Annotated in this window: 25 protein-coding genes and 1 tRNA gene; 15 read left to right on the forward strand and 11 right to left on the reverse strand. The window is 65.1% G+C overall.

Going from position 1 to position 25,854, the window contains the following annotated elements; all coding sequences use genetic code 11:
- Nucleotides 1-45: 45 nt before the first annotated feature.
- The 3 genes from EB230_RS04955 (at nucleotide 46) to EB230_RS04965 (ending at nucleotide 3,994) form a co-directional block, all read left to right on the forward strand.
- Entirely contained in the window at nucleotides 46-1,209 is a 1,164-nt protein-coding gene (locus EB230_RS04955; RefSeq protein ID WP_056574356.1) for an ABC transporter substrate-binding protein, read from the forward strand.
- Nucleotides 1,210-1,284: 75 nt separating this feature from the next.
- On the forward strand, nucleotides 1,285-2,373 hold the full coding sequence (locus tag EB230_RS04960) for a Gfo/Idh/MocA family oxidoreductase (RefSeq protein ID WP_172371650.1): 1,089 nt from the start codon (nucleotides 1,285-1,287) through the stop codon (nucleotides 2,371-2,373).
- 184 nt (nucleotides 2,374-2,557) lie between these two features.
- Complete coding sequence (locus EB230_RS04965; protein ID WP_172371652.1) at nucleotides 2,558-3,994, forward strand: amidase; 1,437 nt, start codon at nucleotides 2,558-2,560, stop codon at nucleotides 3,992-3,994.
- A 189-nt stretch (nucleotides 3,995-4,183) separates the two neighbouring features.
- Here EB230_RS04965 and EB230_RS04970 read toward each other — a convergent pair whose 3' ends face one another.
- Nucleotides 4,184-5,425, reverse strand: coding sequence for a Xaa-Pro peptidase family protein (locus EB230_RS04970; protein WP_172371654.1), 1,242 nt, complete (start codon nucleotides 5,423-5,425; stop codon nucleotides 4,184-4,186).
- Between the two features lie 312 nt (nucleotides 5,426-5,737).
- Here EB230_RS04970 and EB230_RS04975 point away from each other — a divergent pair, with 312 nt between their 5' ends.
- The gene (locus EB230_RS04975) at nucleotides 5,738-6,544 is read left to right on the forward strand and encodes a SapC family protein (RefSeq protein WP_172371656.1); all 807 of its coding nucleotides are present in this window, start codon (nucleotides 5,738-5,740) and stop codon (nucleotides 6,542-6,544) included.
- Between the two features lie 278 nt (nucleotides 6,545-6,822).
- Entirely contained in the window at nucleotides 6,823-7,116 is a 294-nt protein-coding gene (locus EB230_RS04980) for a hypothetical protein (RefSeq protein WP_056574365.1), read from the forward strand.
- A 93-nt stretch (nucleotides 7,117-7,209) separates the two neighbouring features.
- Here EB230_RS04980 and EB230_RS04985 read toward each other — a convergent pair.
- A tRNA-Gly gene (locus EB230_RS04985) sits at nucleotides 7,210-7,284 on the reverse strand.
- Between the two features lie 210 nt (nucleotides 7,285-7,494).
- Between EB230_RS04985 and EB230_RS04990 the strand changes: the two genes are divergently transcribed.
- The 4 genes from EB230_RS04990 (at nucleotide 7,495) to EB230_RS05005 (ending at nucleotide 10,230) form a co-directional block, all read left to right on the forward strand.
- Nucleotides 7,495-7,992 (forward strand): prolyl-tRNA synthetase associated domain-containing protein, encoded by a 498-nt coding sequence (locus tag EB230_RS04990; RefSeq protein ID WP_056574368.1) that lies wholly within the window; start codon nucleotides 7,495-7,497, stop codon nucleotides 7,990-7,992.
- 84 nt (nucleotides 7,993-8,076) lie between these two features.
- Nucleotides 8,077-9,096, forward strand: a complete 1,020-nt coding sequence (gene trxA, locus EB230_RS04995) for a thioredoxin (RefSeq protein WP_172371658.1) — start codon at nucleotides 8,077-8,079, stop codon at nucleotides 9,094-9,096.
- 123 nt (nucleotides 9,097-9,219) lie between these two features.
- Complete coding sequence (locus EB230_RS05000) at nucleotides 9,220-9,891, forward strand: LON peptidase substrate-binding domain-containing protein (protein WP_056576377.1); 672 nt, start codon at nucleotides 9,220-9,222, stop codon at nucleotides 9,889-9,891.
- Nucleotides 9,892-9,984: 93 nt separating this feature from the next.
- Entirely contained in the window at nucleotides 9,985-10,230 is a 246-nt protein-coding gene (locus EB230_RS05005; protein WP_056574374.1) for a Trm112 family protein, read from the forward strand.
- Nucleotides 10,231-10,517: 287 nt separating this feature from the next.
- Here the strand turns inward: EB230_RS05005 and EB230_RS05010 are convergent, their stop codons facing one another.
- The 3 genes from EB230_RS05010 to EB230_RS32545 are packed head-to-tail and all read right to left on the reverse strand — an operon-like array spanning nucleotide 10,518 to nucleotide 16,304.
- Nucleotides 10,518-13,853, reverse strand: a complete 3,336-nt coding sequence (locus EB230_RS05010; protein ID WP_172371660.1) for an error-prone DNA polymerase — start codon at nucleotides 13,851-13,853, stop codon at nucleotides 10,518-10,520.
- Nucleotides 13,850-15,325, reverse strand: coding sequence for a DUF6504 family protein (locus tag EB230_RS05015; RefSeq protein WP_056574381.1), 1,476 nt, complete (start codon nucleotides 15,323-15,325; stop codon nucleotides 13,850-13,852). Before EB230_RS05015 ends, EB230_RS05010 begins: the two co-directional genes overlap by 4 nt.
- Nucleotides 15,267-16,304, reverse strand: a complete 1,038-nt coding sequence (locus EB230_RS32545) for a hypothetical protein (protein WP_246738915.1) — start codon at nucleotides 16,302-16,304, stop codon at nucleotides 15,267-15,269. Before EB230_RS32545 ends, EB230_RS05015 begins: the two co-directional genes overlap by 59 nt.
- Before the next feature lie 172 nt (nucleotides 16,305-16,476).
- Between EB230_RS32545 and EB230_RS05020 the strand changes: the two genes are divergently transcribed.
- Complete coding sequence (locus EB230_RS05020; RefSeq protein WP_056574387.1) at nucleotides 16,477-16,899, forward strand: metallopeptidase family protein; 423 nt, start codon at nucleotides 16,477-16,479, stop codon at nucleotides 16,897-16,899.
- Between the two features lie 18 nt (nucleotides 16,900-16,917).
- Here the strand turns inward: EB230_RS05020 and EB230_RS05025 are convergent, their stop codons facing one another.
- A complete protein-coding gene (locus tag EB230_RS05025) occupies nucleotides 16,918-17,124 on the reverse strand; it encodes a DUF1737 domain-containing protein (RefSeq protein ID WP_027047555.1) in 207 nt (68 codons plus the stop codon).
- Nucleotides 17,125-17,160: 36 nt separating this feature from the next.
- On the reverse strand, nucleotides 17,161-18,042 hold the full coding sequence (locus EB230_RS05030; protein WP_172371662.1) for a CoA ester lyase: 882 nt from the start codon (nucleotides 18,040-18,042) through the stop codon (nucleotides 17,161-17,163).
- A 403-nt stretch (nucleotides 18,043-18,445) separates the two neighbouring features.
- Here EB230_RS05030 and EB230_RS05035 point away from each other — a divergent pair, with 403 nt between their 5' ends.
- The 5 genes from EB230_RS05035 to EB230_RS05055 are packed head-to-tail and all read left to right on the forward strand — an operon-like array spanning nucleotide 18,446 to nucleotide 23,661.
- The gene (locus EB230_RS05035; RefSeq protein WP_172371664.1) at nucleotides 18,446-18,640 is read left to right on the forward strand and encodes a hypothetical protein; all 195 of its coding nucleotides are present in this window, start codon (nucleotides 18,446-18,448) and stop codon (nucleotides 18,638-18,640) included.
- Entirely contained in the window at nucleotides 18,637-20,184 is a 1,548-nt protein-coding gene (locus tag EB230_RS05040; RefSeq protein WP_172371666.1) for a DUF4173 domain-containing protein, read from the forward strand. The genes EB230_RS05035 and EB230_RS05040 overlap by 4 nt, the downstream gene beginning before the upstream one ends.
- A 3-nt stretch (nucleotides 20,185-20,187) precedes the next feature.
- Nucleotides 20,188-20,880 carry a response regulator transcription factor gene (locus EB230_RS05045; RefSeq protein WP_056574398.1) on the forward strand — a complete coding sequence of 231 codons (693 nt, stop codon included), beginning with the start codon at nucleotides 20,188-20,190 and terminating at the stop codon, nucleotides 20,878-20,880.
- A complete protein-coding gene (locus tag EB230_RS05050; RefSeq protein ID WP_172371668.1) occupies nucleotides 20,871-22,466 on the forward strand; it encodes an ATP-binding protein in 1,596 nt (531 codons plus the stop codon). The genes EB230_RS05045 and EB230_RS05050 overlap by 10 nt, the downstream gene beginning before the upstream one ends.
- A 28-nt stretch (nucleotides 22,467-22,494) precedes the next feature.
- The gene (locus EB230_RS05055) at nucleotides 22,495-23,661 is read left to right on the forward strand and encodes an FAD-binding oxidoreductase (protein ID WP_172371670.1); all 1,167 of its coding nucleotides are present in this window, start codon (nucleotides 22,495-22,497) and stop codon (nucleotides 23,659-23,661) included.
- A gap of 47 nt (nucleotides 23,662-23,708) precedes the next feature.
- On the opposite strand, the gene EB230_RS05060 is transcribed toward EB230_RS05055, so the two are convergent.
- The 4 genes from EB230_RS05060 to EB230_RS05075 form a co-directional block, all read right to left on the reverse strand.
- Nucleotides 23,709-24,482 carry a DUF72 domain-containing protein gene (locus tag EB230_RS05060; protein ID WP_172371672.1) on the reverse strand — a complete coding sequence of 258 codons (774 nt, stop codon included), beginning with the start codon at nucleotides 24,480-24,482 and terminating at the stop codon, nucleotides 23,709-23,711.
- Nucleotides 24,483-24,557: 75 nt separating this feature from the next.
- Nucleotides 24,558-25,046, reverse strand: coding sequence for an SRPBCC domain-containing protein (locus EB230_RS05065; protein ID WP_056574408.1), 489 nt, complete (start codon nucleotides 25,044-25,046; stop codon nucleotides 24,558-24,560).
- Nucleotides 25,047-25,084: 38 nt separating this feature from the next.
- Nucleotides 25,085-25,531, reverse strand: a complete 447-nt coding sequence (locus EB230_RS05070; RefSeq protein ID WP_056574411.1) for an SRPBCC family protein — start codon at nucleotides 25,529-25,531, stop codon at nucleotides 25,085-25,087.
- Nucleotides 25,531-25,842, reverse strand: a complete 312-nt coding sequence (locus EB230_RS05075) for a metalloregulator ArsR/SmtB family transcription factor (protein ID WP_056576380.1) — start codon at nucleotides 25,840-25,842, stop codon at nucleotides 25,531-25,533. The genes EB230_RS05070 and EB230_RS05075 overlap by 1 nt, the downstream gene beginning before the upstream one ends.
- Nucleotides 25,843-25,854 lie beyond the last annotated feature (12 nt).

Consider the following 25,854-nt stretch of genomic DNA (forward strand, 5'->3'; position numbering starts at 1 on the left):
GGAGGCGGGCGACAAGAAACTGACGTCAAACAAAAGGGGAAAGCGATGACCAAAGACAATTCGATCCGCCAGGCGGGGATCTCCCGCCGCTATTTCCTGCAGGTCACCGGCGCCGGCCTGGTGACGGCAACGGCGCTTGGCGCCACCGGCCTCAAGGCCAGGGCCGAGGCCTACGGCAAGTTCACCTGGATCTCGCCGCGCGGCACGCTCGAGGTGCTCGACGACTATCCCTACTGGGCGGCGAAGAAGGCCGGCTATTTCGACGGGCTCGACACCGACATGCAGCCGGGACCTTCGGACGGTACGGCGACGGTGAAGTTCGTCGATGTCGGCCAGGCGGATATGGGCTTCCCCTCGCCCGGCGTGTTCTCCTTCGCCATCCAGAACGGTATGAAGCTGAAGTCGGTGTTCCATATGGGCGCGCGCGACACGTTCAGCATCGCCTTCCGCAAGGGCGAGGGATCGAACGACCTCAAGAAGCTGGAAGGCAAGACCATACTGCTCGGCTCCGCCGCCTGGCAGTCGATCACCGATCCGCTGCTGGCCGCGCAAGGCGTGGACATCAAGAAGGTCAAATATGTCGAGGCCGGCTGGCCGACCTGGGGCACTGCCCTTGCCGGCGGCCAGGGTGACGCGGCCCTTTCATGGGAAGGACTGCGCGCCGAATGGATCGCCAAGGGCCTCGACTTCGAATACTGGCTCGGCGTCGAGCATTCCAAGCTGCCGGCCAACACCTTCGTCGTGCGGAGCGCCGATCTCGAGGATGCCGACAAGAAGGCGTTCCTGGAAAAGTACCTGCGCGGCTGGGCGATGGGCCTCGAATTCGGCTACCAGAACCCGCGCGCTGCGGTCGAGGCGGTGTTCGAGCAGTTCCCGACGCTGGCCAAGAATCTAGGGCCGGAGCTTGGCACCACGTCGATCCTGCAGCAGATCAACGTCTTCCGTGGCGACATGGACAAGCGCGGCGGCTGGGGCTCGCACGACATGGCGAGCTGGCAGGGCTTCTTCGACGAGATCCACAAGATCGGCCAGATCACCAATCCGGTGAAGGCCGAGGATGTCTGCACCAACGACCTGATCCCGGCGGCCAACGACTTCGACAAGGCCAAGGTCAAGGCCGATGCCGACGGCGTCAAGCTGTCGGAAGGCTTTGCCGCGCTCGATGTCGAGAAGATCAAGGCGCATCTGTTCGATTCGGCGGTCAAGTAGGGACTGGCGGCAGCAGAACCGGGCGGCGACAGGGTTGCCGCCCGCACTTCATTGAAGAAAGCATGGGAGGCTGATGTGGCCGACAAGGTAAAAGTGCTGGTGGTGGGCCTGGGCAATATGGGTGCGTCGCATGCCAGCGCCTATCACCGCTCCGAGGGTTTTCAGATCGTCGGCATCATGAGCCGCTCGATCAAGAGCAACACGAAGATCCCGGCGGAATTAGCCGGCTATCCGCTCTACGAGGATTTCGACCTGGCGCTGAAGGAGACAAAGCCGGACGCCGTCTCGATCAACAGCTGGCCGAACACCCATGCCGAATATGCGCTGAAGGCGATCGCGGCCAATTGCCATGTGTTCATGGAAAAGCCGCTCGCCACCAATATCGAGGATGCCGAAAAGGTCGTGGCGGCGGCACGGGCCAAGAAGCGCAAGCTGGTGCTCGGCTACATCCTGCGCGTCCACCCCTCTTGGATCAAGTTCATCGAGGTCGGCAAGACGCTCGGCAAGCCGCTGGTGATGCGTCTCAACCTCAACCAGCAGAGCAGCGGCAGTGCCTGGCACTGGCACAAGAACCTGATCGATTCGCTGATCCCGATCGTCGATTGCGGCGTGCACTATGTCGACGTCATGTGCCAGCTTACCGGCGCCAAGCCCGTACGTGTGCACGGCATCGGCGCCAAGCTCTGGGCGGAGGCCGACAAGCAGAATTACGGCCATCTGCACGTCACCTTCGATGACGGCTCGGTCGGCTGGTATGAAGCCGGCTGGGGTCCGATGATGAGCGAGACGGCCTATTTCGTGAAGGATGTGGTCGGCCCCAAGGGCGCGGTGTCGATCGTCGCCGGCCAGGCGGCGAGCACGGCCTCGGATGCCGAGGTGTCCAATTCGGCCGACATCGACCGGCACACCAAGACCGATGCGCTGAAGATCCATTATGCCGCCGTCGACGGCGACAAGAATTTCAAGAAACCCGACGAGATCGTCAGCATGGAGGACGAGCCCGGCCACCAGGAGCTGTGCGACCGCGAGCAGGCCTTCTTCCTGCGCGCCATTCGCGAGGATCTCGATCTGACCGAGCAGATGGATGCGGCTGTCAACAGCCTGCGTATCGTGCTCGCCGCCGAACAGAGCATCGAACTCGGCCGGACCGTCGAGCTGGCCTGACGCAATCCGGCCGCTGGTGCTGGAGGAGGCGCCGGCGCCGCAGGAGTTTCATCCTTCTCCCGTCCCTATACGGGAGAAGGTGCCGGCGGGCGGATGAGGGGCGGCGCTTGCATTTGCAATTGACTGGCAGGGACAGCGCGCATTTCCGGCGCGGTGCCGAGGCATGGAAATTGGGAGGAGAGACATGGTCACCGACAGTCTGTTGAAAACCTACGCCGAGTCCGACGCGCTCGACCTGGCCAGGTTGGTGCGCGGCGGCGAGGTTTCGCCGGCCGAACTGGTCGAGGCGGCGATCACACTGGTCGAGCGGCTCAACCCGGCGCTGAACGCGGTCATCCACCGCTTGTACGACATGGCGCGCGCGCAGGCGCAGACGGTCGACAAATCGGCTCCGTTCGCCGGCGTACCATTCCTGCTCAAGGAGCTGGCCTCGTCCTGGACAGGTGCGCCCAACACCAATTCTTCCTTCTATTTGAAAGATGTCGTCGCCGATTTCGACACCGAAGTGGTCCGCCGCATGAAGGCGGCTGGGCTGGTGCTGGTCGGCAAGTCGAACGCACCTGAAAACGGCTGGTCGATCACGACGGAACCGAAACTCTACGGGGTGACGAAGAACCCGTGGAAGGAAGGCATCACGCCCGGCGGCTCGAGCGGCGGCGCGGCGGCGGCGATTGCGTCGCGCATGGTGCCGATCGCCGAAGCCAGTGACGGCGCCGGCTCGATCCGCATTCCGGCCTCCTGCTGCGGCATTGTCGGCCTGAAACCGTCGCGCGGCCGCGTCAGTCTCGCGCCGTTCGGCGACTATTGGTATGGCGGCGCCTATTTTCTCTGCTGCTCGCGCAGTGTGCGCGACACGGCGGCCTATCTCGACGCGGTGGCCGGCGCGCTGCCGGGCGATCCCTATACGCCACCGGTGCCGGATGGCTCCTGGCTCAGCCTGTCGGCGCGGGCGCCGAAGAGATTGCGCATCGGCTTCTCCGTCACGCCGCCCAACGGCACCGCCATCGATCCGGAGGTGAAGGCGGCGGTACTGGCAACCGTGGCGACGCTCGAGCGGCTGGGACACGATGTCGAGGCGCATGACATGCCGCTCGACGCCAATGCCGTCTGGGCGACCTACACCAACATGACCTGCGTGCAGACGGCGGCGACCTTCGACTATCTCGAAACGGTGATCGGCAGGCCGGTCACCCCAGGCGACGTCGAAGCGGTGACCTGGGCGATCATCGAGCGCGGCCGCGAGACGAGTGGTGTCAGGCACATTTCCGATGTCGAGCAGCTCAGGCAGGTCGGCCGCGACATTGTCGGCGATCTCAACGCCTACGACCTTTTCATCACGCCGACTCTGACCCAGTTGCCGCGTCCGCTCGGCTATTACGACATGTCGGAAACCGACATCGACCGCTACAATGCCAAATGGGCGGACTCCGTGTTTGCCTTTCCCTTCAACATTTCCGGCCAACCGGCGATCTCGCTGCCGCTCGGATGGTCGAAAGGCGGGGTGCCGATCGGCGTGCAGCTGGTCGGCCGCTATGGCGACGAGGCGACGGTGCTGGCGGCGTCGGCACAGCTGGAGCAGGAGATGCCGTGGATGGATCGGCGGCCGGCGGTGAGTGGTTAGGATGTGCCGATATTCAGGTGATGCCGGCCTGCAATCGGCGGTTCCCTGCGCTTCCGGTGCTCACGTACTTTAAGTACGCTCCGCTCCGGTTCTGGAACCACCGCTTTCGGCGCGGCCTGACCTGAATCTCAACACATCCTACGGCGTGCAGTCCAACAGCGCGCCGCGGCTTCGGTGCCGAGATGCCATTTACCCAATCGTCTCCAGCCGCCTCGGCAGCCGATTCATCGCAACAGGCCCATCCGCCGTGATCAGGAACTGGTCCTCGAGATTGAAGCTGGCGAGGCCGTCTATGTAGAGCGGGATCTCGAAGGCCAGCACCATGCCGGCCTCGATCACGACATCGCTATCGGCCGCGATGAACGGCCATTGCTCGGAAAACACCGACTGGCCGACGCTGTGGCCGAAATGGCCACGGCGGTAGGAGCGCAGCCCCTGCCGCGCCAGGCTTTCGGTGGTGACGCGGTGGACATGGGCGAGGGAGTTGCCCGGCACAAGCGCCGCCAGTCCGTCCTCGAAAGCCCGCTCGGCGAGCGCATGCAGTTCGGCCTGGTCGGCGGAAGGCGGCCCGAAGATGAAATTGCGCGACATGTCGGAGGCGTAGCCGCCGACCGTGCAGACCATGTCGCATTTCAGCGGGTCGCCCGCCACGGCCCTGGCATCGGCGCCCTTGGCCCGGGCACCCAACGTCACATATTCGGCGGTGGCGACCGGATGCGACAGCCCTGCCGCCGCCTCGGCGACGCCTTTCCGGTAGAGCGCGACGAGATCGGCCTGGCGCATGCCGGCCATCGCGTCCACCTGCAGGCGCTCCAGCCCGGCTTCCGACAGGATGATGCCTTGCTGCAGCAGATCGATCTCGCGCTGCGTCTTGATGGCCCTGAGCCGGTCCAGGACCGGTGAACCGTCGGCGAACAGGCAGTGCGGAAGCAGCGCCTGGATGGCCGTGAAATCGGCGGCCGGAATAAAGTCGAGGTCGACGCCGAGCGTCGCGCGCGCCAGCCCGAAGTCGTCCAGCAGGGCCCGCAGCTGGTTCACCGAGCCGGCGAGATCGAAGGTGGCGGGGCGCGAGAAATCCGGCGCGCGGCCAAGCGAGGCGAGACCGGCCTCGATGCGCTCCGCCAGAAGACCGTGAGCGCCTGTCTCCAGTGGCGCGGTTTCGATCCAGATCGGGTGCGAACGCACAGTCGCTTCAGGCGCGGCGAGCCGCAGCTGGGCGACGTTGAAGTCCGCGACGACGATGCCGATCGGCAGATCCTGCCGGGCCGGGATGACGACGAAGCCGCCGCCGGCGCGCCGGAACAGTCCCGCCGGGCCGATCCACGCCCCGGTCGCATGGTGGAAGGCCTCGGGCGCCGAGAGCACCAGCGCCCCGATGCCGGCGCTTTCCATCAAATGCGCGGCGCGCTGGCGGTCGACAAAGCCGGTCATGTGTTCTCCCGATGTCCGAGAGGGCAACGGAGCATTGCGGGCAGCGTCGATCAAGGGGCAAATGCCGACCGGGCGCCAATGCCGGCGAAATCGTTTGCTTGATCGGCTCCAGCTTGAATGGCCGCGGTGAAGCCGATCAACGACACCGGATGGTGACCGGGCGACCGATTCCATGCCAATGGACACTGTAGTAGCTTGCTGCCGCGCCGGATTCTTGCCCGGGCAATATCAGCGCAACAAGTGCGGATGCCGGCCTTCGGGTCGATGCTGCAGAAGCCTGCTCGATCGGCTGGCGTGAGAAAGGGATGGACCATGGCGGACAAGGCGGCGAAGACGGAAGCGGTGCCGGAAAGCGGTGCCATGCCGCTGTTCTATTCCAGGCCCGAGGCGCTCAACCCGGCGCGGCACGGCTCGCTGGGCCTGACCACGCGCGGCGACCTTTCCTTCGCGCGTGCAGTGCATGCCATTCCGGTGGTGGCGTCGGAGATGCCGGCGGCGATGCGCTCCTATCCGATCGTCTTCATCGGTCCGGCCAAGGCGCCGGTGATCATCACCGGCGTGCGCCAGGGCGAGAACCTGTTCGTCGACAAAGACAGCCGGTGGGCCGCGCCGCATTACGTCCCCGCCTATGTCCGCCGCTATCCCTTCATCCTGGCCGAGGACCCGACCACGGCGGGCCGGCTGACGCTGTGCGTGGACAGGGCAAGCGAGCGGGTCGTCGACAAGGTGCTCTCGTCCCTCCGTGACGACAAGATAGCCCCCTTCTTCAACGGCGCCGAGCCCACGGAAGCGACGAGGCAGGCGCTGGCCCTCTGCAATCAGTTCCAGATCGACTTCAGGGCCACCCGCGAGATGGTCGAGAGGATCGACGCGCATCGCCTGTTCGCGCCGCGCCAGAGCACGGTGACGCTGGAAGGCGGCGAAACCCTCAACCTCACCGATTTCCAGGTGATCGACGAGGACGCCTTCAACAAATTGAGCGACGAGGCCTTCCTCGACCTGAGGAAATCCGGCGCGCTCACCCTGCTCTATTGCCACCTCGCCTCGACCAACAGCTGGACCTCCCTGGTGCACCAGGCGTCGCTGCGCAAGGCGGGACAAGGACGGTCGCCCTCCTGAAAGACGAAAGGGCCGGATCGCCGACAGACCGCACAACGCCGCCTGGAAATTGGCTTGCGTGCTCAAATTTCAGGTCGCCGCAGGATCTTCGGATGTCTCGCGCATCCATCCGACCGGCGCGGGTTACCCTATGCAATGAGCCGCGTCAGTGTCGCCCTACATCACAGATTCGAAATGTTCGGGATGAACGGCGGTCCGAAGAGCGTTTAATCATTAGTTCGCCGGGTGCTCCTGAGACTCCGAGCGCCCTTAAATCAACCGTTTTTGGGAGAACAACGATGAAACATCGCCTCATTCCCATGGTGCTGGGCTTGCTTGCAACCTCCGCCGGCCTGGCCTTGGCCGCCAATGTCCACTCGGTAACGGGGACCAAGGGGCAGCCCAATCAGACAATCGGCACCCCTCAGACAGGGACTGCCACCCCTGGCAATGCCAGCACAGCGCCGGGTTCGGCCTTCAACCCGGACGGGAACGCCGGAACACATTACGCAGGGACCCAGCCGCAGAACTCCAAGAATCCGAAGAGCGTATCTCAATACGATGTTGCGGGCTTCCAGCAGTCCCAAAAGTGACAACCGCCCTTGGCGCCGGCGTTCCGGCCGCCCAAAAACGAAAAAGCCGCGGCGGACCGCGGCTTTTCGATGCTTGATTTCCCGAGAGGAAACTGGAGCGGGTGAAGCGATTCGAACGCTCGACCCCAACCTTGGCAAGGTTGTGCTCTACCCCTGAGCTACACCCGCTCACACGGCGTCTTGGCCGCAAGCCGGGCCTATATGGCTTAAGAGCGCGGCGATTGCAACAGGGAAATCGCAGCCTTTTTACAACCTTTCGAGTGATGCCGGCAAACCGCCGCGATGCGCGGATTTCATTGTGCCATCGCGCGATGGTCTTGTGTCTGACGCCTCATTGGCCGTAAACGGCGAGGCAGGAAACGGACAAAGAAGAAACCAATGCCGAAGACCGAAGCCGAGCTTTTTGCCTTTCTTGCCGAACTGGGCATCGCCGTTTCGACGAAACGCCATCCGCCGCTCTATACGGTGGCCGATTCGCAGGCGCTGCGCGGCGAAATCGACGGCGGGCACACCAAGAACCTGTTCCTGAAGGACAAGAAGGACAATTTCTTCCTGGTCACCGTCGGCGAGGACGCGGTCGTCGACCTGAAGCAGATCCACCAGCTGATCGGCGCCGCCAGCCGTGTTTCCTTCGGCAAACCGGAGATGCTGATGGAGCTTCTGGGCGTTTCGCCGGGCGCGGTCACCGTCTTTGGCGTCATCAACGACACGGCAAACAAGGTGAAGCTGGTGCTCGACAAGGATTTGATGGATCATGCCGTCATCAATGCGCATCCGCTGACCAATGAGGCGACGACATCGATCGCGGCGGCCGATCTCATCAGATTCGTCGAGGCAACCGGGCATGATGCTGCTATCTTGAAAGTCTCGGCATGATCGCCACATGGATGGCGAAACCGACTTCCAATAAAGACATTGCACCGACCCGCGGGCCGGCGGCGCGACCGAAAGGGTGACGAGATGAGCGACAACAATCCGTTTGGCGGATCATTCGGCAGCAATGGCGGCCAGTATGCCACCACCGTGCAGTATGGCGGAACCGCACCCGCGCCGGCAAAGGTCGCGCTTGGCGACGCGGCGGGCGCCCCTTCCGCTCCCCCAGCCACCGGCGATGTCATCAAGGACACGACGACCGCTGCCTTCGCCGCCGACGTCATTCAGGAATCGCGCCGCCAGCCGGTGCTGGTCGATTTCTGGGCGCCGTGGTGCGGGCCTTGCAAGCAGCTGACGCCGCAGCTCGAAAAGGCGGTCAAGGCCGCCGGCGGCAAGGTCAAGCTCGTCAAGATGAACATCGACGACCACCCCTCGATCGCCGGCCAGCTCGGCATCCAGTCCATTCCGGCGGTCATCGCCTTCAAGGACGGCCAGCCGGTCGACGGCTTCATGGGCGCGATCCCGGAGAGCCAGATCGCAGAATTCATCACCAAGGTCGGCGGCAAGGGCAATGGCGCGCCGGCCGTGGCCGAGGCGCTGGCGGCGGCGGCGGAAGCCCGCGACGCCGGCGACATGCAGACCGCCGCCGACATTTTTGACGCCATCCTGGCGCAGGCGCCGGAGACGGTCGAGGCAATCGCCGGGCTGGGTGACCTGCTGTTCGAGGCCGGCGACACGGAAGGCGCCGAGGCGTTGCTGGCGACAGCGCCTGAGGCCAAGAAGGATGCGCCGGCGCTTGCCGCGCTGCGTGCCAAGATGGCGCTTGCCGCGCAAGCGGCGACGCTCGGCAATCCGGCCGAGTTCGAGCGGCGCCTGGCGGAAAATCCCAGGGATCATCAGGCCCGTTTCGATCTGGCCATGATCCAGAACGCCAGGGGCGAACGCACGGCGGCGGCCGACAATCTGCTGGCCATCATCAAGGCCGACCGCGCCTGGAACGAGGATGGCGCCAGGACGCAATTGCTGCAATTCTTCGAGGCCTGGGGCATGACCGACGAGGCGACGCTGGCGGCGCGGCGCAAATTGTCGGCGCTGCTGTTTTCCTGAGCCGGCGGCTGTTTCGTCGCATGGGCTTGGCGTCGGCGGCGGCAGCGCCAGATTAGGAAGCTGGCGCCGGTTCGCCAACGATCCCGGCGGCGGGAAGCGGAAGAAGTCGATGGGAGGACTATGGTGCAAGCGGGAAACGCGCATTACCGGCTCGCCAAGGATCTGCCGTCGACGATCCCGATTTTTCCGCTCGAGGGGGCGCTTCTGCTGCCGGGCGGCCGCATGCCGCTCAACATCTTCGAGCCGCGCTACCTGCAAATGGTGGACGAGGCGGTGGCCGGCTCTCGGCTCATCGGTATCATCCAGCCACGTCTTGACGGCGCGTTGCGCGACGACGGCGAGCCGGAGCTCTGCAATGTCGGCTGCGCCGGGCGCATCATCGCCTTTTCCGAGACCGGCGACGGCCGCTACCTGATTTCGCTGCAGGGCGTGTGCCGGTTCCGCATCGGCCATGAACTGACGGTCAAGACGCCGTTTCGCCAGGCGAAACCGGCGCCCTTCCTGGCCGATCTCGATGACGATCCGGCGGCGAACGAGATCGACCGGCCGGCGCTGCTAAGGGCGTTTCGCGCCTATCTGCAGGCCAATGATCTCGAAGCCGACTGGGAGAGCGTCAGCCGTGCCGAAAATGCCATGCTGGTCAACGCGCTGTCGATGATGGCGCCCTACGGTCCGGCCGAGAAGCAGGCGCTGCTCGAGGCCGCCGACCTGAAGACAAGGGCCGAAACGCTGATTGCCATCACCGAAATGGCGCTGGCGCGCGAGAATGAGGATTTTGGTTCGAGTCTGCAGTAAGATGTGCCGATATTCAGGTGATGCCGGCCATTTTCGACTCGGCCTGACCTGAATCTCAACGCATCTTCCGATAGTTGGTCAGGAGGCGACACGGTGGCGGCGGATGGGCGTGACGGAAAGAATTTCAATGTCGACCCCAAGTTGCTGGAGCTTCTGGCCTGCCCGTTGACCAAGGGGCCGCTGGCCTGGGATCCGGAGCGGGGCGAGTTGGTCTCGCGGGTCGCCAAACTGGCTTATCCGGTGCGCGACGGTATTCCGATCATGCTGCCTTCGGAGGCGCGGACGTTGTCGGCCGAGGATGTGCTGGCGCCGCCGCCCCGCCTGAGCGGACCGGGTTGAGCGGGCCGTCGCAGGAGGCGGTGCCATTCATCGCGTCGTCGTCCCAGGGCGGAGCAGCCGCGTAGCGGCGTCGCGGAGACCCTGGGATCCATGCCGCGACGTATGTGACGTGCGAAAGCGGGCCGGAGCCGGTTGCCTTTCGTCCCACGATGTAAAGACGCTATTCTGGACCGTGGCACTCTTCGTTCGAAGTCGCGGCATGGATCCTCGGGTCTCCGCGACGGAGCTTCGCTCCTGCTCCGCCCGTGGATGACGAAAGGTGGGTGAGGGCGAAGCGGCGCCGTACGCTACTGAAAATTCCGTCCCTTTGGCATGACACTTTCTGCTTCTTCCGACAGTGTTGCGAGATCTTGTCTCGCCGGCCCCGTTTGGCTGGAGCGATCCAGACCCTCGCTGGAGGCGTGTCGCGCGCCCGGCTGCCCGGCCCCGCTCACCTTCTCCAGAAGCACGGTCAGCCAGGGCGTCAGATCCTCGATCTTTTCCGCAACGATATGGATCACACCCGATTCCGACTGCAATTTCCCTGACACCTTCACGAACCGCGCGCCCATGACGATGGGCCGGAAGCGGGTAAAGGTCCGCTCCCAGAAGATGACGTTGGCGACTGCCTTGTCGTCCTCCAGCGTCAGGAAGATCGCGTTGCCCTTGCCGGGGCGCTGGCGCACCAGCACCAGCCCGGCAACGGAGACGCGCCTGCCGTCGCGCACGGAAGGCAGGTTGGCATTGGGCGTTACGCCGGCGCGGTCGAGCCGTTCGCGCAGGAAGGCGACCGGATGCGCCTTCAGCGACAGGCCGAGCGAGCGGTAGTCGTGGATGACGTGTTCGCCGAGCGGCATTTTCGGCAGCTTCGTCTCGGGCTCGAGTTCGCGCAGGCGCAGCGCCGGCTGGTCGAACAGCGGCAGTTTTTCGGCCGCGCTCCTGGCGCCCAGCGCGCGCACCTCCCACAGTGCGGCACGGCGGTCGAGGCCGATCGAACGGAAGGCATCGGCCTGCGCCAGCCGCTCGATCTCGTCGACATTGAGGCCGGAGCGCAGCCAGACGTCCCGGACGGTTTCGTAGCCTGAGCCGCGTCGCGCCACGAATTGCTCCATGCGTTCCTTGGAAAGCCCCTTGATCTGCCGGAAGCCGAGCCGCAGCGCATGGGACGTCTCGATGACGCCGCGCATCTCGGCATGGCGCGGCAGGATGCGGGCCGGATCGAAAGCCGCCTTTTCCAGGGTGCAGTCCCAGACGGAATAATTGACGTCGACCTCGCGGATGTCGACGCCATGGTCGCGCGCGTCGCGTACCAGTTGCGCCGGCTGGTAGAACCCCATCGGTTGCGAATTCAGGATCGCGGCGCAGAACACGTCGGGATAGAAGGTCTTGAACCAGCACGAGGCATAGACGAGCAGAGCGAAGGAGGCGGCATGGCTTTCGGGAAAGCCGTATTCGCCAAAGCCCTCGATCTGCTTGAAGCAACGCTCGGCGAAGTCCTTGGTGTAGCCCTTGCCGACCATGCCCTTGATCATTCGATCGCGGTAATTGCCGATGGTGCCGGTGCGCTTGAAGGTGGCCATGGCACGTCGCAGTTCGTCGGCCTCGCCCGGCTTGAAGCCGCCGGCGACGATGGCGATCTTCATCGCCTGTTCCTGGAATAGCGGCACGCCCAGCGTCCTGCCGAGGATGTCTTTCAATTCCGCCTTCTGATATTCAGGTTTTTCCTTACCTTGCCGTCGGCGCAGATAGGGATGCACCATATCGCCCTGGATCGGGCCTGGCCGCACGATCGCGACCTCGATGACAAGGTCATAGAAATCCTTTGGTTTGAGCCTTGGCAGCATCGACATCTGGGCGCGCGATTCGATCTGGAAGACACCGAGCGTGTCAGCCCGGCCGATCATGTCGTAAACGCGCTTGTCTTCCGGTGGCAAGGTGGCCAGCACATAGGGTTGGCCGTAGTCATCCCGCGCCTTCGGATAGTGCTCCGTAAGCAAGGTGAAGGCCCGCTGGAGACAGGTCAGCATGCCGAGCGCCAGGACGTCCACCTTGAGGATCTTCACCGAGTCGAGATCGTCCTTGTCCCATTCGACCATCTTGCGCTGGTCCATCGCCGTCTTGACGATGGGCACGATCTCGTCGAGGCGGTCCCTGGTGATGACGAAGCCGCCGACATGCTGGGAGAGGTGACGGGGAAAGCCCATGATCTCGTTGGCGCGTTCCATCACATGCCGTGATGTGGGGTCGCTCCGGTCAAGGCCGCCGGCGCGGGCTTCCTTTTCGCCGAGTTCCGAGGTCGACCAGCCCCAGATCGAACCCGATAACGACGCCCTGACATCCTCCGACAGCCCCATCGCCTTGGAAACCTCGCGCAGTGCAGAGCGGCCGCGATAGCTGATGACAGCGGCGGCGAGCGCGGTACGCTTGCCGCTGTATTTCTCGTAGATGTACTGCATCACCTCTTCGCGTCGTTCATGCTCGAAGTCGACGTCGATGTCAGGCGGTTCGTTCCTCTCCTCGGAAATGAAGCGCTCGAACAGCGTATCGATCTTGTCCGGACCAACCTCGGTGATGCCGATGCAGAAACAGATGATGGAATTGGCGGCAGATCCACGGCCCTGGCAGAGGATATTCTGGCTGCGGGCGAATTTGATGATGTCGTAGACGGTCAGGAAATAGCGGGCGTAATTCAGCCGCTCGATCAGAGCGAGCTCTTCCTGGATGCGTTTTATGACGCTGGTGGGGACACCGCCCGGGAAGCGCTTGGCCGCGCCTTCTCGCGCCAGCCTCTCCAATTCGGCCTGCGGCCCGAGGCCCGATTCCGTCGGCTCGTCGGGGTAGTTGTACTGGAGGTCGCTGAGCGAGAAGGCCAGCTCCTCCCCGAAACGCAGCGTCTCGGCCAGCGCTTGCGGGTGCCTGCGGAACAGGCGCGCCATCTCCAGCGGTGGCTTCAGGTGACGCTCGGCGTTGGCGGTGAGCTCAAGGCCGACCTCTGCGACGGGCGTGTTGAGGCGGATCGCGGTGAGCACATCCTGCAATGGACGCCGTTCCGCCGCGTGGTAGAGGACATCGTTGGTCGCCATCAGCGGGATGCCGGCACTTTCGGCCAACGCCGCCGCCTGCTCGATCCGGAAACGATCATTGCCCGCATAGTCGGGCGAGACGCCAAGCCGCAGGGCCTTGCCGAAACGATCCTTGAGCTGGCGAAGCAGGGCAAGACCGCCTTGCGCGTCCGCCACCAGATCGGGCAGGACCGCCAGCGACATCAAATCCCCCCATTCCAGGAGGTCGCTGTGCTGGAGAAGCGTGGCGCCCTTTTCGGTTTCGTCACGCAGATTGGCCTGGGTGAGCATGCGGCACAGATGCCCCCAGCCCGCACGGTTCCGGGGATAGGCGAGAATGTCCGGCGTGCCGTCGCCGAAAACCAGCCGGCAGCCGGGGTGATAGGAGAGTTTTTCGACCTTGGCTTGCTGCCAGGCGCGCACCACGCCGGCAACCGTGTTGCGGTCGGCAAGGCCGATCGCGGAGAAGCCCAGCAGCTTGGCCGCGACCACCAGTTCCTCCGGCTTGGAGGCGCCGCGCAGGAAGGAGAAATTCGACTGGATGCCGAACTCGGCATAGGGGATGACGGTCAGCGCGTTCATGCGAAGACCCCGTGCATGAACCAGCGCGGCGGCACCCGGGGGTTGCCATAAAGGCCTTGCCGGTAGAGCCAGAAGCGGCGGCCGTCGGCATCCTCGATGCGGAAATAGTCACGGGTGGATGTGGCCGGATCGCTTGACGCCTCCCGCCACCATTCGGCGGCGATGCGTTCCGGACCCTCGACGCGGGTGACGCGGTAGAGCGCGCGCCGCCAGCGGAAGTGCAGCGGCGGCCCCTCCGGCATTTCGGTAGCGGGCACCTCGATGGGCTCGGGCGCGCGGAACAGCCGGATCGGCCGTTCCGGCGGGAAGATGGTTTTGGGCGCCTGCATCCTGTCCGGCTTCCTAGGCGGCGTGGTCCGGCGCGGGGCCTCGGTGAAAGGAATGATGGCGACGGCGCGTTCCGGCAGATGGCTTTCCACGGCGACCGGCTGCAGGACCGCGCCTTCGCCGAGCCGGGCGCGGATGCGGTCGGCGAACAGCGCGATGTCGGCGCCGTCGTCGGTCACGTCGCCCGTCAGGTCGGCCTGCGCCATGTCGAAGGCGGCGGCGGCCAGCACGGAGAGCCGCACCAGGTCGAAGCCATAGCCAGCATCGATACCTTGCTCGAGTGCCGCCAGCCTTTCATGGAACAGCTTCTGGATCAGCCGGGGATCGCGCATCGGCCGCGAGGTACCCAGAGCAATGCGGCTGACCGCGCCGTCGACGCGGAAGAGCAGCAGCGCCAGCGTCCGGGCGCCCTCGCCACGGCGCTCGAGATCGGTCTTCAAGGTCGTCGCCAGCAGGCCGACCAGGCGTTCGATGTCCTCGATCAGCGTGACGGGCTCGGCGAGATGGCGCTCGACCGAAAGCGGCGCGACGGGAAGACGCGGCGAGACCGCCTCGTCGAGACGGCCAAGCGCCTGGTCGAGGCGCAGCAGCAGGGCGGCGCCGAAGCGGCGGGCGAGCGGCGCGCGCGGTGCCGCCATGACGGCGCCCGCCGTGCGCAGGCCGACGCTCTCCAGGCTGGCGCGGGTTTCCGGCGCTATGCGCAATGCGGCGAGCGGCAAGGGTGCCAGCAGTGCTTCCTCCTCGCCCCCGGCGACGATGCGGTCGCCGCAAAAGCGTGCCGCCGCCCAGGCCGCTCCCGGCGTCGGGGCAAGGCCGGCGCGGACATCGAACCCCTGATGGAAGAAGCGCGACAGGATGTCGTCGAGCATGGCGCGTTCGCCGCCGAACAGATGGGTGCAGCCGGTGACGTCGAGGAACAGGCCGTCCGTCCCGTCCAGCGCCACCAGCGGGGTGTAGCGGTCGCACCAGTCGGCAAGGCCTTCGAGCAGGCGGCGGTCGGCTTCCGGATCGGCCTCGACGATGTCGATCGACGGATGCATGGCGCGCGCATCGGCAATGCCCATGTCGCGCTTCAGGTGCAGCGCCTCAGCCCGCTCGTCGAGGGCCGAAATGCGTTGCGCGTTGCCCTGGCGGTGGCTGACCACCAGTGGCGGATGATCCGACGACGGCCGGGAACGCCAGGACCGCCCCAGACGCTGCCGCAGGATCCTTTCGGCTGCCAAGTAGGGAAACCACAGCGACAGGATCCTTTGCCCGTTCCCGTTTTTCCTCGCCTCTTCTTTCGTCGAATGCGCGTTCATCGGGGTTCCACTCCAGTGTGAATTGTCCTGGCAAGGCCGTGCGGCTCTTGCCGATGGTAATGGTGAAGGCAGGGCGGCCGATCGAACCGGCGAGCGGCCCGGCGACCGTGGCGCGCGGCACGGCCGGCGCCGACGCGACGATGAGGCGGACGGGCGCCGCCGTCGGTTCTGGCTCGGCCGCCTGCCGCAGCAGGAACACCGGCCGGCCGGCGCTTGCCGCCCTTGCATGCAGCCGGCGCGTCGCGGTCAGGTCCAGCCGCTGCGGGTTGCCGCGAATTTCCAGGATGACGGCGGCGAGTGCCGTCATCCTGGCGGCCTCCTCGGCGACCCACAACGCATCGACGAGCCTGGGCGCCTCGGAAAACAGCAATTGCCCGGGTTCGATGCCGAACGCGGCATGCAGCCCCCTGGCATAGGGAAAGCCGGCCTCGCCAAAGATCTCCGATGTACCGATCCACAGCACCGGCAGCCCGTGTGCCTGCTTCAGGATCAGGCTGGTGAGCGACAGAGCGAAGCCCGCAACGGCTCCGGCATCACGGGTTTGCCCGCCATGGATTTCGCTCAAGGCGGCTTTCGGCAAGCCGCCGCTCAGGGCGGCATCGAGGCGCTCGACGCCGGTTGGCAGGAAGGCATCCGGCAAGGCCGCGGCAAGGCCGCGCCGGACGATCGTGAGGTCGGCACTGGACGTGACATCGGCGCTGGCGTCGGCATCAAGCGGCGCGCCAGCCGGCGCCTGCAGGCGCTCGGGCGGCGTTCCCTCGATTTTCGCGATCTGGCGGCGCAGGGCAAAAACAGTCTCCCGCGCCACGGCGCTCATCGCCATGACGGTCAGCTTCCACTCACAATTGTTCCTGTTATGTTCCTATAGATTCCAGAGGGCGATTGAAGAGTCAAGCAGAGTCACAAGGAATTTATTCCTCATCCCTGCGCGCCTCATCCCTGTAATTTGCCTCGACCGGTGCGAAAGCCTATATGCCGGGATCAAAGGACAAAGCATGGCCCGCATCTACAAGACCCGCACCTGGCACGGCGAACTTGCGCCCTCGATGGAGGAGCTGGAGTTCCTCGCGCTGGAGGCCTATGCCCATTTGCCGGAGGAGTTTCGCAAGCTGACCGGCGAGATCGTCATCCAGATCGCCGAGTTCCCGACCGACGAAATCATGGACGACCTGTCGCTGGAAACGCCGTTCGACCTGCTCGGCCTGTTCGAGGGACGCGGCATTGCCGAGCGCTGGAACCCGCAGACCGGCGAAGGCCCGAACCGCATCACGCTCTATCGCCGTGCCATGCTCGACTACTGGGCCGAAAACGAGGAAACGCTGGGCGACATCGTCACCCATGTGCTGATCCACGAGATCGGCCACCATTTCGGCCTGTCGGACGATGATATGGAGCGGATCGAGGAAGCGGCTGAATAGGCTCGAAGAGAGGAAGCCCTACCAGTCGCTGAGCTTGGTGTCCGGCCCGTATTCCTGGCCGTCGACATCCTTCACCACGGCCTGGCCGCAGCGCATGGTCTTGGCTTTCTTGTCATAGGCATAGGTCGGCGAGCCGAACAGGTGCCAGCCCTTGTTAAGCGCCGCCGTCACCTTGTGGCAGAAGCTGGCGTCGTCCGGGCCGGTCAGAAAGCGGTAGAGTTTCATTTTCTCAAGTCCTGTCGTGAATGAACTTGGCCGCGATCATGCGCCGATGGCGGCTGCCTTCGCCAGCAGTTTTTCGGCCTGCGCCAGGTGCAGCCGCTCGACCATTCTGCCATTCAGCGCGATCACGCCCTTGCCGCTGTTTTCGGCAAGGGCAAACGCGTCCTTAACCAGGCGCGCCTCGGTCAGCGCCGCCGGCGACGGCGCGAAGGCGCGGTTGGCCGCGTCGATCTGGGCCGGATGGATGAGGGTCTTGCCATCGAAGCCCATGGCCGCCGCTTCCGCGCACTCACGGGCAAAGGCGTCGAGGTCGCGAAAATCGTTGGCCACGCCGTCGAGCATGTCGAGACCGCCGGCGCGCGCGGCCAGCACCATCTGCATCAGCCACGGCACGAGGTAACGCCGGTCCGGCGTCGCCAGCACGCCGGTGTCCTTGGCCAGGTCATTCGTTCCGGCAACGAAACAATTGAGCCGTGAGGCCGGATCGCGGCCAAGCTCGGCGATCGCGCCGATGTTGAGCATGGCCTTGGGCGTCTCGATCATCGCCCACAGCTTCACGCTGTCGGGGGCAAAATTGTCATCGAGCACGTCGCCGACCTCAAGGATATCGCGCGGTGTGGCGACCTTGGACAACAGGATGCCGTCGGGCTCGAATCTTGCCGCGGCCAGCAGGTCGTCGGCGCCCCATTCGCTGGCCAGCGCGTTGACGCGCACCACCATCTCGCAGCGTCTAGCGGGGCGATTGGCGAAAATTCCGGCCAGCTTGTCGCGAGCGGCGATCTTGTCGGCCGGGGCGACGGCATCCTCGAGGTCGATGATGACGGCGTCGCAGGATAGCTGCGCGATCTTGGCCAGTGCCTTGTCGTTAGAGGCCGGGACATAGAGCACCGAGCGGCGCGGGCGGTAGGGTTCGGTTGTCATGCTCGATCTATGCCGTCTGTGGGCGGGTGAGGCAAGCGTCCGACCGGTACCTGACACGAGCCAACCGCGAAAGCTTGCGCTCCCTTGCCTTCCGTTCTCTGCAGCTGTTGCGGAAGCGGTCTTTCCTCTCCCCCGTCGATCGGGGAAGAGGTGTCGAGCGAAGCTCGACGGAGTGGGGGTCGATCCTTGGGTGCTAGGCGAGGCGATGCTTGCGCCTAGCGCCCTTCCTATGTCCGTTCGCGGCGTTTGCCAGGTGGTTCCCCCACTCCGTCTCGGCTTCGCCGAGCCACCTCTCCCCCTCCGGAGGGAGAGGAAAGAGCCCTGCACGAAAACTGCACAGGCCTGCGGAAAAGCTCCTCGAATCCGCCGCATCGCTTCCCCACCGGCCTGCGAGACGGGGGGCATGCACAAGCGAGCAAAAACCTGGTCCTTGCCCTACCGGCTGCGCAGCGACGGCTGGTGGCTGGCCGATCCGCCGCGCGCCAATCCCGCGGCGATCCTCATTCCCTTTGTCCGCAAGAGCCCGCCGCCAATGCGGCCGGATGCGATCAGGCCAGATGCCATCAGGCCAGATGCCATTAGGAAGGTCAGCTCATGACATCGTTCTTCACAGCGGCACCAAGCTATTGCAGCCGCTTCGGCGTTGCCGTGCTGCTGGTCGTGCTGGCGGATTTTCTCTTCTATGGCCAGCCCGCCGGCATCACGGTTTTCTTGTTCGCCCTCCTGATCGCCGCCGCGGTCGTGGCGGTGCATCCCGCGGCCTTCAGCGACGGCAGGGTCTGGCTCAAGTCCGCCGCCTTGCTTGTCGCGTTGCTTCCGCTCGCTGAAAACGTCAGCGCCCTGTCGGTAGCGATCGCGCTGGCGGCCCAGGTCGTGTTCGCGCTTTCGCTGAGCGGCCGCTTGCGACACCGCGCCGCCCGCATTGCCGGCCAGATCGTACTGTTCTGGCTGGCGGCACCGTTCCGGTTCGCCAATGACTTCATCCGCTGGCGCAAGGCCGCGCGCCGGTTCGGCGGGCGCCGCATCCGGCTGGCGGCGATCGCGGTCTGGGTGATGCCGCTGACGCTGGGCGCTGTCTTCCTGGCGCTGTTCGGCGCCGCCAACCCGGTCATCGACCACTGGCTGTCGCTGATCGACCTGATGAAGCTGCTCGATCTCATCCAGCTGGCCCGGATTGCCTTCTGGCTGTTCGTGCTCGCCGGCGTCTGGGCTTTCCTGCGGCCACGCCTGCCGCGATTCCGGCGGCGCACCCCTCGGCCGAACCATCCCCGTGCCGATGCCCAACCGGCAGCCGTCCCGGACAGGCACGTCGTCGAGGACATGGTGTTCGGCAAGGCAGCCATCCTGCGCGCGCTCGTCGTCTTCAACATCCTGTTCGCGCTGCAGACCGGGCTCGACGCCACCTATCTGTGGGGCGGGGCAGCGCTTCCCGACGGGTTGAGCTACGCCGCCTATGCGCATCGCGGCGCCTATCCCCTGATCGTCACGGCGCTGCTTGCAGCCGGTTTTGTCCTGGCGGCGCTCAGGCCCGGCAGCGAGACCTCAGGGGATCCCGTCATCCGCCGGCTGGTCTATGTCTGGGTGGCGCAGAACATCATGCTGGTCATCTCGTCGATCCTGCGGCTCGACCTCTATGTCGGCATCTACGCGCTGACCTACTGGCGCATCGCCGCCTTCGTCTGGATGGTGCTGGTGGCGGCGGGCCTTGTGCTCATCATCGCCCGCATCGCGCTTGGAAAATCCAATGAATGGCTCTTGTCCGCCAATCTTCTGACGTTATCGGCGATGCTCTATGCCTGCTGCTTCATCAACTTCGCGGCCGCGATCGCCAACTACAATGTCGACCATTCCTTCGAAATGACCGGCCAGGGCATTCCCCTCGACGCCTGGTATCTGCGCTCGCTCGGTCCGGGCGCGTTTGCGGCGCTCGATCGTTTCTTCGATCATCAGGGCAAAACGCCTGCCGCGGGCGCTGTCCGCGAACTTGAAGGATTGCGGACCAGTGACGAAGACTGGTATCGCACCGTCCAGCAGAACTGGCGTGCCTGGAGCTTTCGCGACTGGCGCCTGCTTCGATATCTCGACAGCAAGGGGTCGCTCGTGCTTCCTCAGCCTCCGCAACCTTCCTTGCCGGGCCGCTGATCAATGCCGCATCACATCCTCGTCGCCGACGATGATCCGCATATCCGCGAAGTGATCTGCTTCGCGCTGGAAAAGGCCGGCATGAAGACTTCAGCCGTTTCCGATGGCGCCGCCGCCCTGCAGGCGGTCGAACGGCATCCGCCCGACCTCATCGTGCTCGACATCGGCATGCCCGAGATGGACGGGCTGGAGGTCTGCCGGCGGCTCAGGCAGCGATCCGATGTGCCGGTGCTGTTCCTGTCCGCGCGAGACGAAGAGATCGACCGCATCCTCGGTCTCGAAATGGGCGGCGACGACTATGTGACGAAGCCGTTCAGCCCGCGCGAGCTCGTCGCCCGTGTCAACGTCATCCTGCGCCGCGCGCGCCCGGCGGTGCCCCAACCCGCCGACGACACGCAGTTTTCGCATGGCAAGCTCACGCTGGCGCCGGCCAGCCACGCGGCCGCCTTCAACGGTGAGCCGCTTGCCCTGACGGGCATCGAGTTCTCGATCCTGAAAGGGTTTCTGGCGCGGCCGACGCATGTGCTCGGCCGTGACGCGGTGATGGCCAATGCCTATGCCGGAAAAATCCATGTCGCCGACCGCACGGTCGACAGCCATATCCGCAACATCCGCGCCAAGCTGGCGGCGGTCGGTTGCCAGGAGGTCATCGAGACCGTGCATGGCGTCGGCTTCCGGCTCGGCCGATGCGGCTGACGAGCAAATGGATCGGCCGCAAATGGCGGCCACGGCTTGCCACGGTCGTCGTCGCCATCCTGATCCTGGTGATGGCGCTGCCGCTGGTCGGCCTGTTCTTCTTCCGCCTCTACGAGAACCAGCTGATCCGGCAGACCGAGGCGGAGCTGATCGCGCAAGGGGCGGCGATCGCCGCCATCTACGCGCAGGAGGTGCGTGACGCGGGCATTGCGCCGGACAAGCTTGGCGCGCCGATGCCGCAGCCGGACGGAAGTGCGAGCCGAGGCGCCAATATCGACGGACCCTACCGGCCAATCGAGCCACGCCTCGATCTCGCCTCCGACTCCGTGCTTCCGACCCGGCCGGCGGCGATACCAGCCACCGCCGATCCCGCCTTCGCCGCGATCGGTACGCGCCTGTCAGGCATTCTCGACGCGACGCAGAAAACCACGCTGGCCGGCTTCCGGCTGCTCGACCCCGCGGGCGTCGTCATTGCCGGGCGCAACGAGATCGGGCAGTCGCTGGCCAATGTGGAGGAGGTTCGCGAGGCGCTTGCCGGCCGCTATGACAGTGCGTTGCGACTGCGCATCCCCGACCAGCCGGCGCCGCCGCTCTATTCGGTCAGCCGCGGCACCAGGGTGCGTGTCTTCGTCGCCATGCCGGTGGCCGTCGACGGCAAGGTGGCAGGCGTGGTTTACGTGTCGCGGACGCCCAACAACATCGTCAAGCATCTCTATGGCGAACGCGGCAAGGTGACCTTGGCGGCGATCGCCATTCTCGGCGGCACGCTGCTCATCGGCCTCGTCTTCCTGCGGACCGTCAGCCGGCCGATCTATGCGCTGATCGACCGCACCCAGCGCATCGCCGCCGGCGAGCGCGACGCGATCCGGCCGCTCGACCACCACGGCACCCACGAGATGGCCGAGCTTTCCGCCGCCTTCCTCGACATGGCCGAAAAGCTGCAGGCGCGCTCGGACTCGATCCAGACCTTCGCCACCCATGTCTCGCACGAGCTCAAGTCGCCGCTGACGGCGATCCAGGGCGCGGCGGAACTGCTGCGCGATTCCGGCAGCGCGATGGATGATGTCGAGCGGCGGCGCTTCTCCAACAATATCGTCACCGATGCCGGGCGGCTCAATCTTCTGGTGCGCCGGCTCCTCGACCTGGCGAAAGCCGAAAACCTCGCACCCAGCGGCGAAAGCACCTCGATCGATGCCGCGCTGGCGCTGCTGCCCGTCGACAGCAGGCTGGCGGTCCGCGTCGAGGCCGGCGGCGACCTGGCCCTGCGCATATCGGGCGAGAACGGAGCAATCGTGCTTGCCAATCTCATCGACAATTCCGCCAGGCACGGCGCGACACTGGTTTCGATCACGGCGGCAAGTACCGGCGGCAAGGCAACGGTGCTGGTCGGCGACGACGGCGCCGGCATTTCGCCGAGCAACCGGGCGCGCATCTTCGAGCCGTTCTTCACCACGCGGCGTTCCACCGGCGGCACCGGCATGGGCCTCGGCATCGTGCTGGCCCTCCTGAAAGCGCATGATGGCTCGATCGGGCTGGTTGACTCCGAACGCGGCACGCGCTTCGAGATCATTCTGCCGGCGACGTAGAGAGGCTGGCGACCGGATCGGAGAAAAAATGCGCTACGACATCGTCATCATCGGCGGGGCCATCGTCGGGTCCTCCATCGCCTACTACCTGCGCGAGGAAGGGTTTTCCGGCTCCATAGCGCTGATCGAGCGCGACCCGCAATTCGCCCACGCGGCAACGACACTGTCCATGGCCTCGATCCGCCAGCAATTCTCCATCCCGGAAAACATCCGGCTGTCGCAGTTCACCCTGAAACTGTTCCGGCGGCTGAAGGAAGAGTTCGGCGCGGACGCCGATATCGGATTTCGCGAGGGCGGCTACCTCATCCTCGCCGGGGAGGACGGCCTGCCGATCCTCAAGGCCAATCACGAGGCGCAGATGGCCGAGGGCGCCGACATCGTGCTCGAGGACGCCGAGCAGTTGGCGCGGCGTTTCGCGTGGCTGTCGACCGAAGGCATCTCCGCCGGCGCCTATGGCCGGACCGGCGAAGGCTGGTTCGACGCGCATGCGATGCTGATGCTGTTCCGTAAGGCTCTGCGCGACAAGAAGATCGATTTCATCGCCGCTTCAGTCACCGCCATTGCGCGCGACGGCAACCGCGTCACCGGCGTCTCCCTCGACAATGGCCAGACGCTTGCCGGCGGCATCGTCGTCAATGCGGCCGGGCCGAACGCCGGCAATGTCGCGGCTTTCGCCGGGCTGGCGCTGCCGGTCGAGCCGCGCAAGCGCAACGTCTTCGTCTTCGAGGCGCGCGAGAAATATGCCGACATGCCGCTGCTGGTCGATCCCTCCGGCATTTATGTGCGCCCTGAAGGCTCGGTCTACCTCACTGGCGGTGCCGAGCCGGAAGAGATCGACGGTCCGGCCGATCCCGCCGATTTCGAGGTCAACTGGCCGCTGTTCGAAGAGGTGATCTGGCCGGCGCTGGCTACCCGCATTCCGGCCTTCGAGGCGATCAAGCCGACCCGCGCCTGGGCCGGGCATTATGACTACAACACGCTGGATCAGAACGCCGTGATCGGCCCGCATCCCGAGGTCGGCAATTTCCTCTTCGCAAACGGCTTTTCCGGCCACGGCCTGCAGCAGGCGCCGGCGGTGGGCAAGGCGCTGGCGGAACTCGTCGTGCATGGCGGGTATCGGACGATCGACTGCTCGGCGTTCGGCTACGAACGCGTGGCCGAAGGAAGGGCATTCCGGGAACTGAATGTGATTTGAGGGGACTGGACGGCGCTCAGAATTCGCGAGGCGGGCCAGGTCCTTCGTCATTCCAGGGTCCGCGCCGCTTTGCTCCGCCCTGGAATGAGGGGGGATATCATCGCATCAACCTTGAGAGCGTTGCCAAGCGCGTGGCCTTCGGCCGTGTTGTCGAAGATGCCCCAGACCTCGCCGCCCGATGCTGCCGTTTCCTGCACTTGGCGGCCGATCCGGTCGAGGCTTTCGGCGTCGTAGTCCGAGTAATAGACACGCGGCACGCCATGCCAGCGAAAATAGGCAAGGCCGGACCAGCCGCCCGGCACTGCCGCGGCAGGGACCGGCGCCGGGTCGGCGGCCACACGTGCAACCTGGCGGCGGGCCAGAAGCGTTTCCGCTGCCGCTTCGAACCAGCTGGGATGGCGTGGTTCACAGGCCAGCCTTGCCTTTGTCCGCTTGCTCAGCATGTCGAAGAAGCCGCCAGCGATGTCTGGCTCGAACGGCAAGCTCGGCGGCAGTTGCACCAGAAGCACGCCCAGCTTTTCGCCAAGACCCTCGACCTGCTGGAGAAACACTTCGGCAAGCGCATCGCAATCCACAAGACGATGCTCGTGGGTCATGGCCTTCGGCGTCTTCACGGCGAAGCGGAAATGCTCCGGGACGGAACTTGCCCAGCGTTCATAGGTCTCGCGGCGATGCGGCTTGTAGAAGGACGTGTCGATCTCGACGATCTGAAAACGCCTGGCGTAACGTTCGAGATGTGATCCTGGCTGCGGGAAGTCTTCCTTGTTCCGGGTTGGAATTCCCCAGCCGGCCGTGCCTATGAAGCATCCCTGTCTTTCCATGCATGGGGATGTGGACCAGAGGCGGTGCGGGTCAAGACGAGAGAGCGTGAAGCGTCGCTGCCACTGACCTGCTTCTCAAGCCGCCGCCAGCCTCCCGGCCAGATACGCCTGCAGCCAAGCCAGCACCCGGCCCCAATCCTCGGCATGCTCGGTCGCCGCTTCGGCCAGCCCGGCGAAACCGCCATGACAGATGGTCAGGCGCGTGCCCCTGGCGGTCGGCTGCAGCAGCCAGGCAAGCATGGTTTGCCGCCGGCCAAGCGTGGGATGGTCCCATGCGTAAGCTCGCGTCTGCACGATCCGGCGCGGCGCCTCGATCTCGACGAATTCGCCGCTGGCCGGCAGGTCCCTGCCGTCGGCGCCACGCGCAGTGGCCGTCCAGCGGCCGCCGACGCGAAGATCGGCCGACCAATCGACCATCCGGTAGCTGTCGGCGGACCCCCACCATTGCTCGACTTCCTTGCCGACCAGTGCCCGGAAGACGCGTTCCGGCGGCGCCTCGATCTCGGCCGATGCCATGATCGTCTCGCCATTGGTCATGCTCTGTACCCAGGGATCATGCATCATCGATGCCTCCAATTCGTTTCGCTACCGAAACGATCCTTTCATCCTTTCGATGGCGGGCGCTCAAAGCCCTTGCCGGTCTCAAGCAGGCTCTTGAGGCTGGCCAGCACCAGCGGCCAGCCCCTGGCGACGTTGCCGATCAGTTTGTGCGGCCCGTCCGCTTCATGGGTCACGGCGAGCTTCATCAGTTCGCCATCCTGCTCGATGGTGAAGGTGCAGCGCGTGTAGCCGTCTTCCCTGACCTCGGGCATCCATTCATTGCGCCATTTGATGACCAGGCGCCGCGGCGGGTCGATCTCAAGAATCTCGCCGCTGTCGGCGACACGTCCGTCAGGCAGGATCAGCTTCCAGCTGGCACCCACTTTCCACTCGCTCTCCTGATAGGAGCAGAGGAAGAACTGCCGGTTGAACTCCGGGTCGGTCAGGGCCTCCCAGAGCTTTTCGGCCGTGGTGCGGATGTAGGTCACGTAAACGAAGCTGTTGCTCATCAGTCTTTCCTTTCGAGGCGTCTCTTCAAGTCGCTGAGGGCGGTCAATTGCCCCCGCTCGAATTTGCCGATCCAGCGCTCGGCGATCTCGTTGATCGGAACCGGGTTGAGGTAATGCTCCTTCTCGCGCCCCTTGCGGATGGTGGTGACGAGGTTTGCTTCCTCCAGGATCGCCAGATGCTTGGTCACCGCCTGTCGCGTCATGTCCATCTCCGCGCAAAGCGCGTTCAGCGTCTGCCCGTTCCTGGCGTGGAGGCTGTCCAGCAATTGCCGGCGTGTCGGGTCGGCCAACGCGCGAAAGACTGCATCCATGCTCATGGCTTT

The sequence above is a fragment of the Mesorhizobium sp. NZP2234 genome (assembly GCF_013170765.1).
Taxonomy (GTDB): domain Bacteria; phylum Pseudomonadota; class Alphaproteobacteria; order Rhizobiales; family Rhizobiaceae; genus Mesorhizobium; species Mesorhizobium loti_D.

Coding starts and splice junctions, on each gene's coding strand:
- EB230_RS04975 (WP_172371656.1), top strand. CDS start 5,738: ATGGCGGACAAGGCGGCGAAGACGGAAGCGGTGCCGGAAAGCGGTGCC.
- EB230_RS05065 (WP_056574408.1), bottom strand. CDS start 25,046: ATGATGCATGATCCCTGGGTACAGAGCATGACCAATGGCGAGACGATC.
- EB230_RS05055 (WP_172371670.1), top strand. CDS start 22,495: ATGCGCTACGACATCGTCATCATCGGCGGGGCCATCGTCGGGTCCTCC.
- EB230_RS04955 (WP_056574356.1), top strand. CDS start 46: ATGACCAAAGACAATTCGATCCGCCAGGCGGGGATCTCCCGCCGCTAT.
- EB230_RS05030 (WP_172371662.1), bottom strand. CDS start 18,042: ATGACAACCGAACCCTACCGCCCGCGCCGCTCGGTGCTCTATGTCCCG.
- EB230_RS05045 (WP_056574398.1), top strand. CDS start 20,188: ATGCCGCATCACATCCTCGTCGCCGACGATGATCCGCATATCCGCGAA.
- EB230_RS05075 (WP_056576380.1), bottom strand. CDS start 25,842: ATGGATGCAGTCTTTCGCGCGTTGGCCGACCCGACACGCCGGCAATTG.
- EB230_RS05060 (WP_172371672.1), bottom strand. CDS start 24,482: ATGGAAAGACAGGGATGCTTCATAGGCACGGCCGGCTGGGGAATTCCA.
- EB230_RS05025 (WP_027047555.1), bottom strand. CDS start 17,124: ATGAAACTCTACCGCTTTCTGACCGGCCCGGACGACGCCAGCTTCTGC.
- EB230_RS32545 (WP_246738915.1), bottom strand. CDS start 16,304: ATGGCGATGAGCGCCGTGGCGCGGGAGACTGTTTTTGCCCTGCGCCGC.
- EB230_RS05020 (WP_056574387.1), top strand. CDS start 16,477: ATGGCCCGCATCTACAAGACCCGCACCTGGCACGGCGAACTTGCGCCC.
- EB230_RS04990 (WP_056574368.1), top strand. CDS start 7,495: ATGCCGAAGACCGAAGCCGAGCTTTTTGCCTTTCTTGCCGAACTGGGC.
- EB230_RS04970 (WP_172371654.1), bottom strand. CDS start 5,425: ATGACCGGCTTTGTCGACCGCCAGCGCGCCGCGCATTTGATGGAAAGC.
- EB230_RS04980 (WP_056574365.1), top strand. CDS start 6,823: ATGAAACATCGCCTCATTCCCATGGTGCTGGGCTTGCTTGCAACCTCC.
- EB230_RS05040 (WP_172371666.1), top strand. CDS start 18,637: ATGACATCGTTCTTCACAGCGGCACCAAGCTATTGCAGCCGCTTCGGC.
- EB230_RS05050 (WP_172371668.1), top strand. CDS start 20,871: ATGCGGCTGACGAGCAAATGGATCGGCCGCAAATGGCGGCCACGGCTT.
- EB230_RS05035 (WP_172371664.1), top strand. CDS start 18,446: ATGCACAAGCGAGCAAAAACCTGGTCCTTGCCCTACCGGCTGCGCAGC.
- EB230_RS05010 (WP_172371660.1), bottom strand. CDS start 13,853: ATGAACGCGCTGACCGTCATCCCCTATGCCGAGTTCGGCATCCAGTCG.
- EB230_RS05070 (WP_056574411.1), bottom strand. CDS start 25,531: ATGAGCAACAGCTTCGTTTACGTGACCTACATCCGCACCACGGCCGAA.
- trxA (WP_172371658.1), top strand. CDS start 8,077: ATGAGCGACAACAATCCGTTTGGCGGATCATTCGGCAGCAATGGCGGC.
- EB230_RS04965 (WP_172371652.1), top strand. CDS start 2,558: ATGGTCACCGACAGTCTGTTGAAAACCTACGCCGAGTCCGACGCGCTC.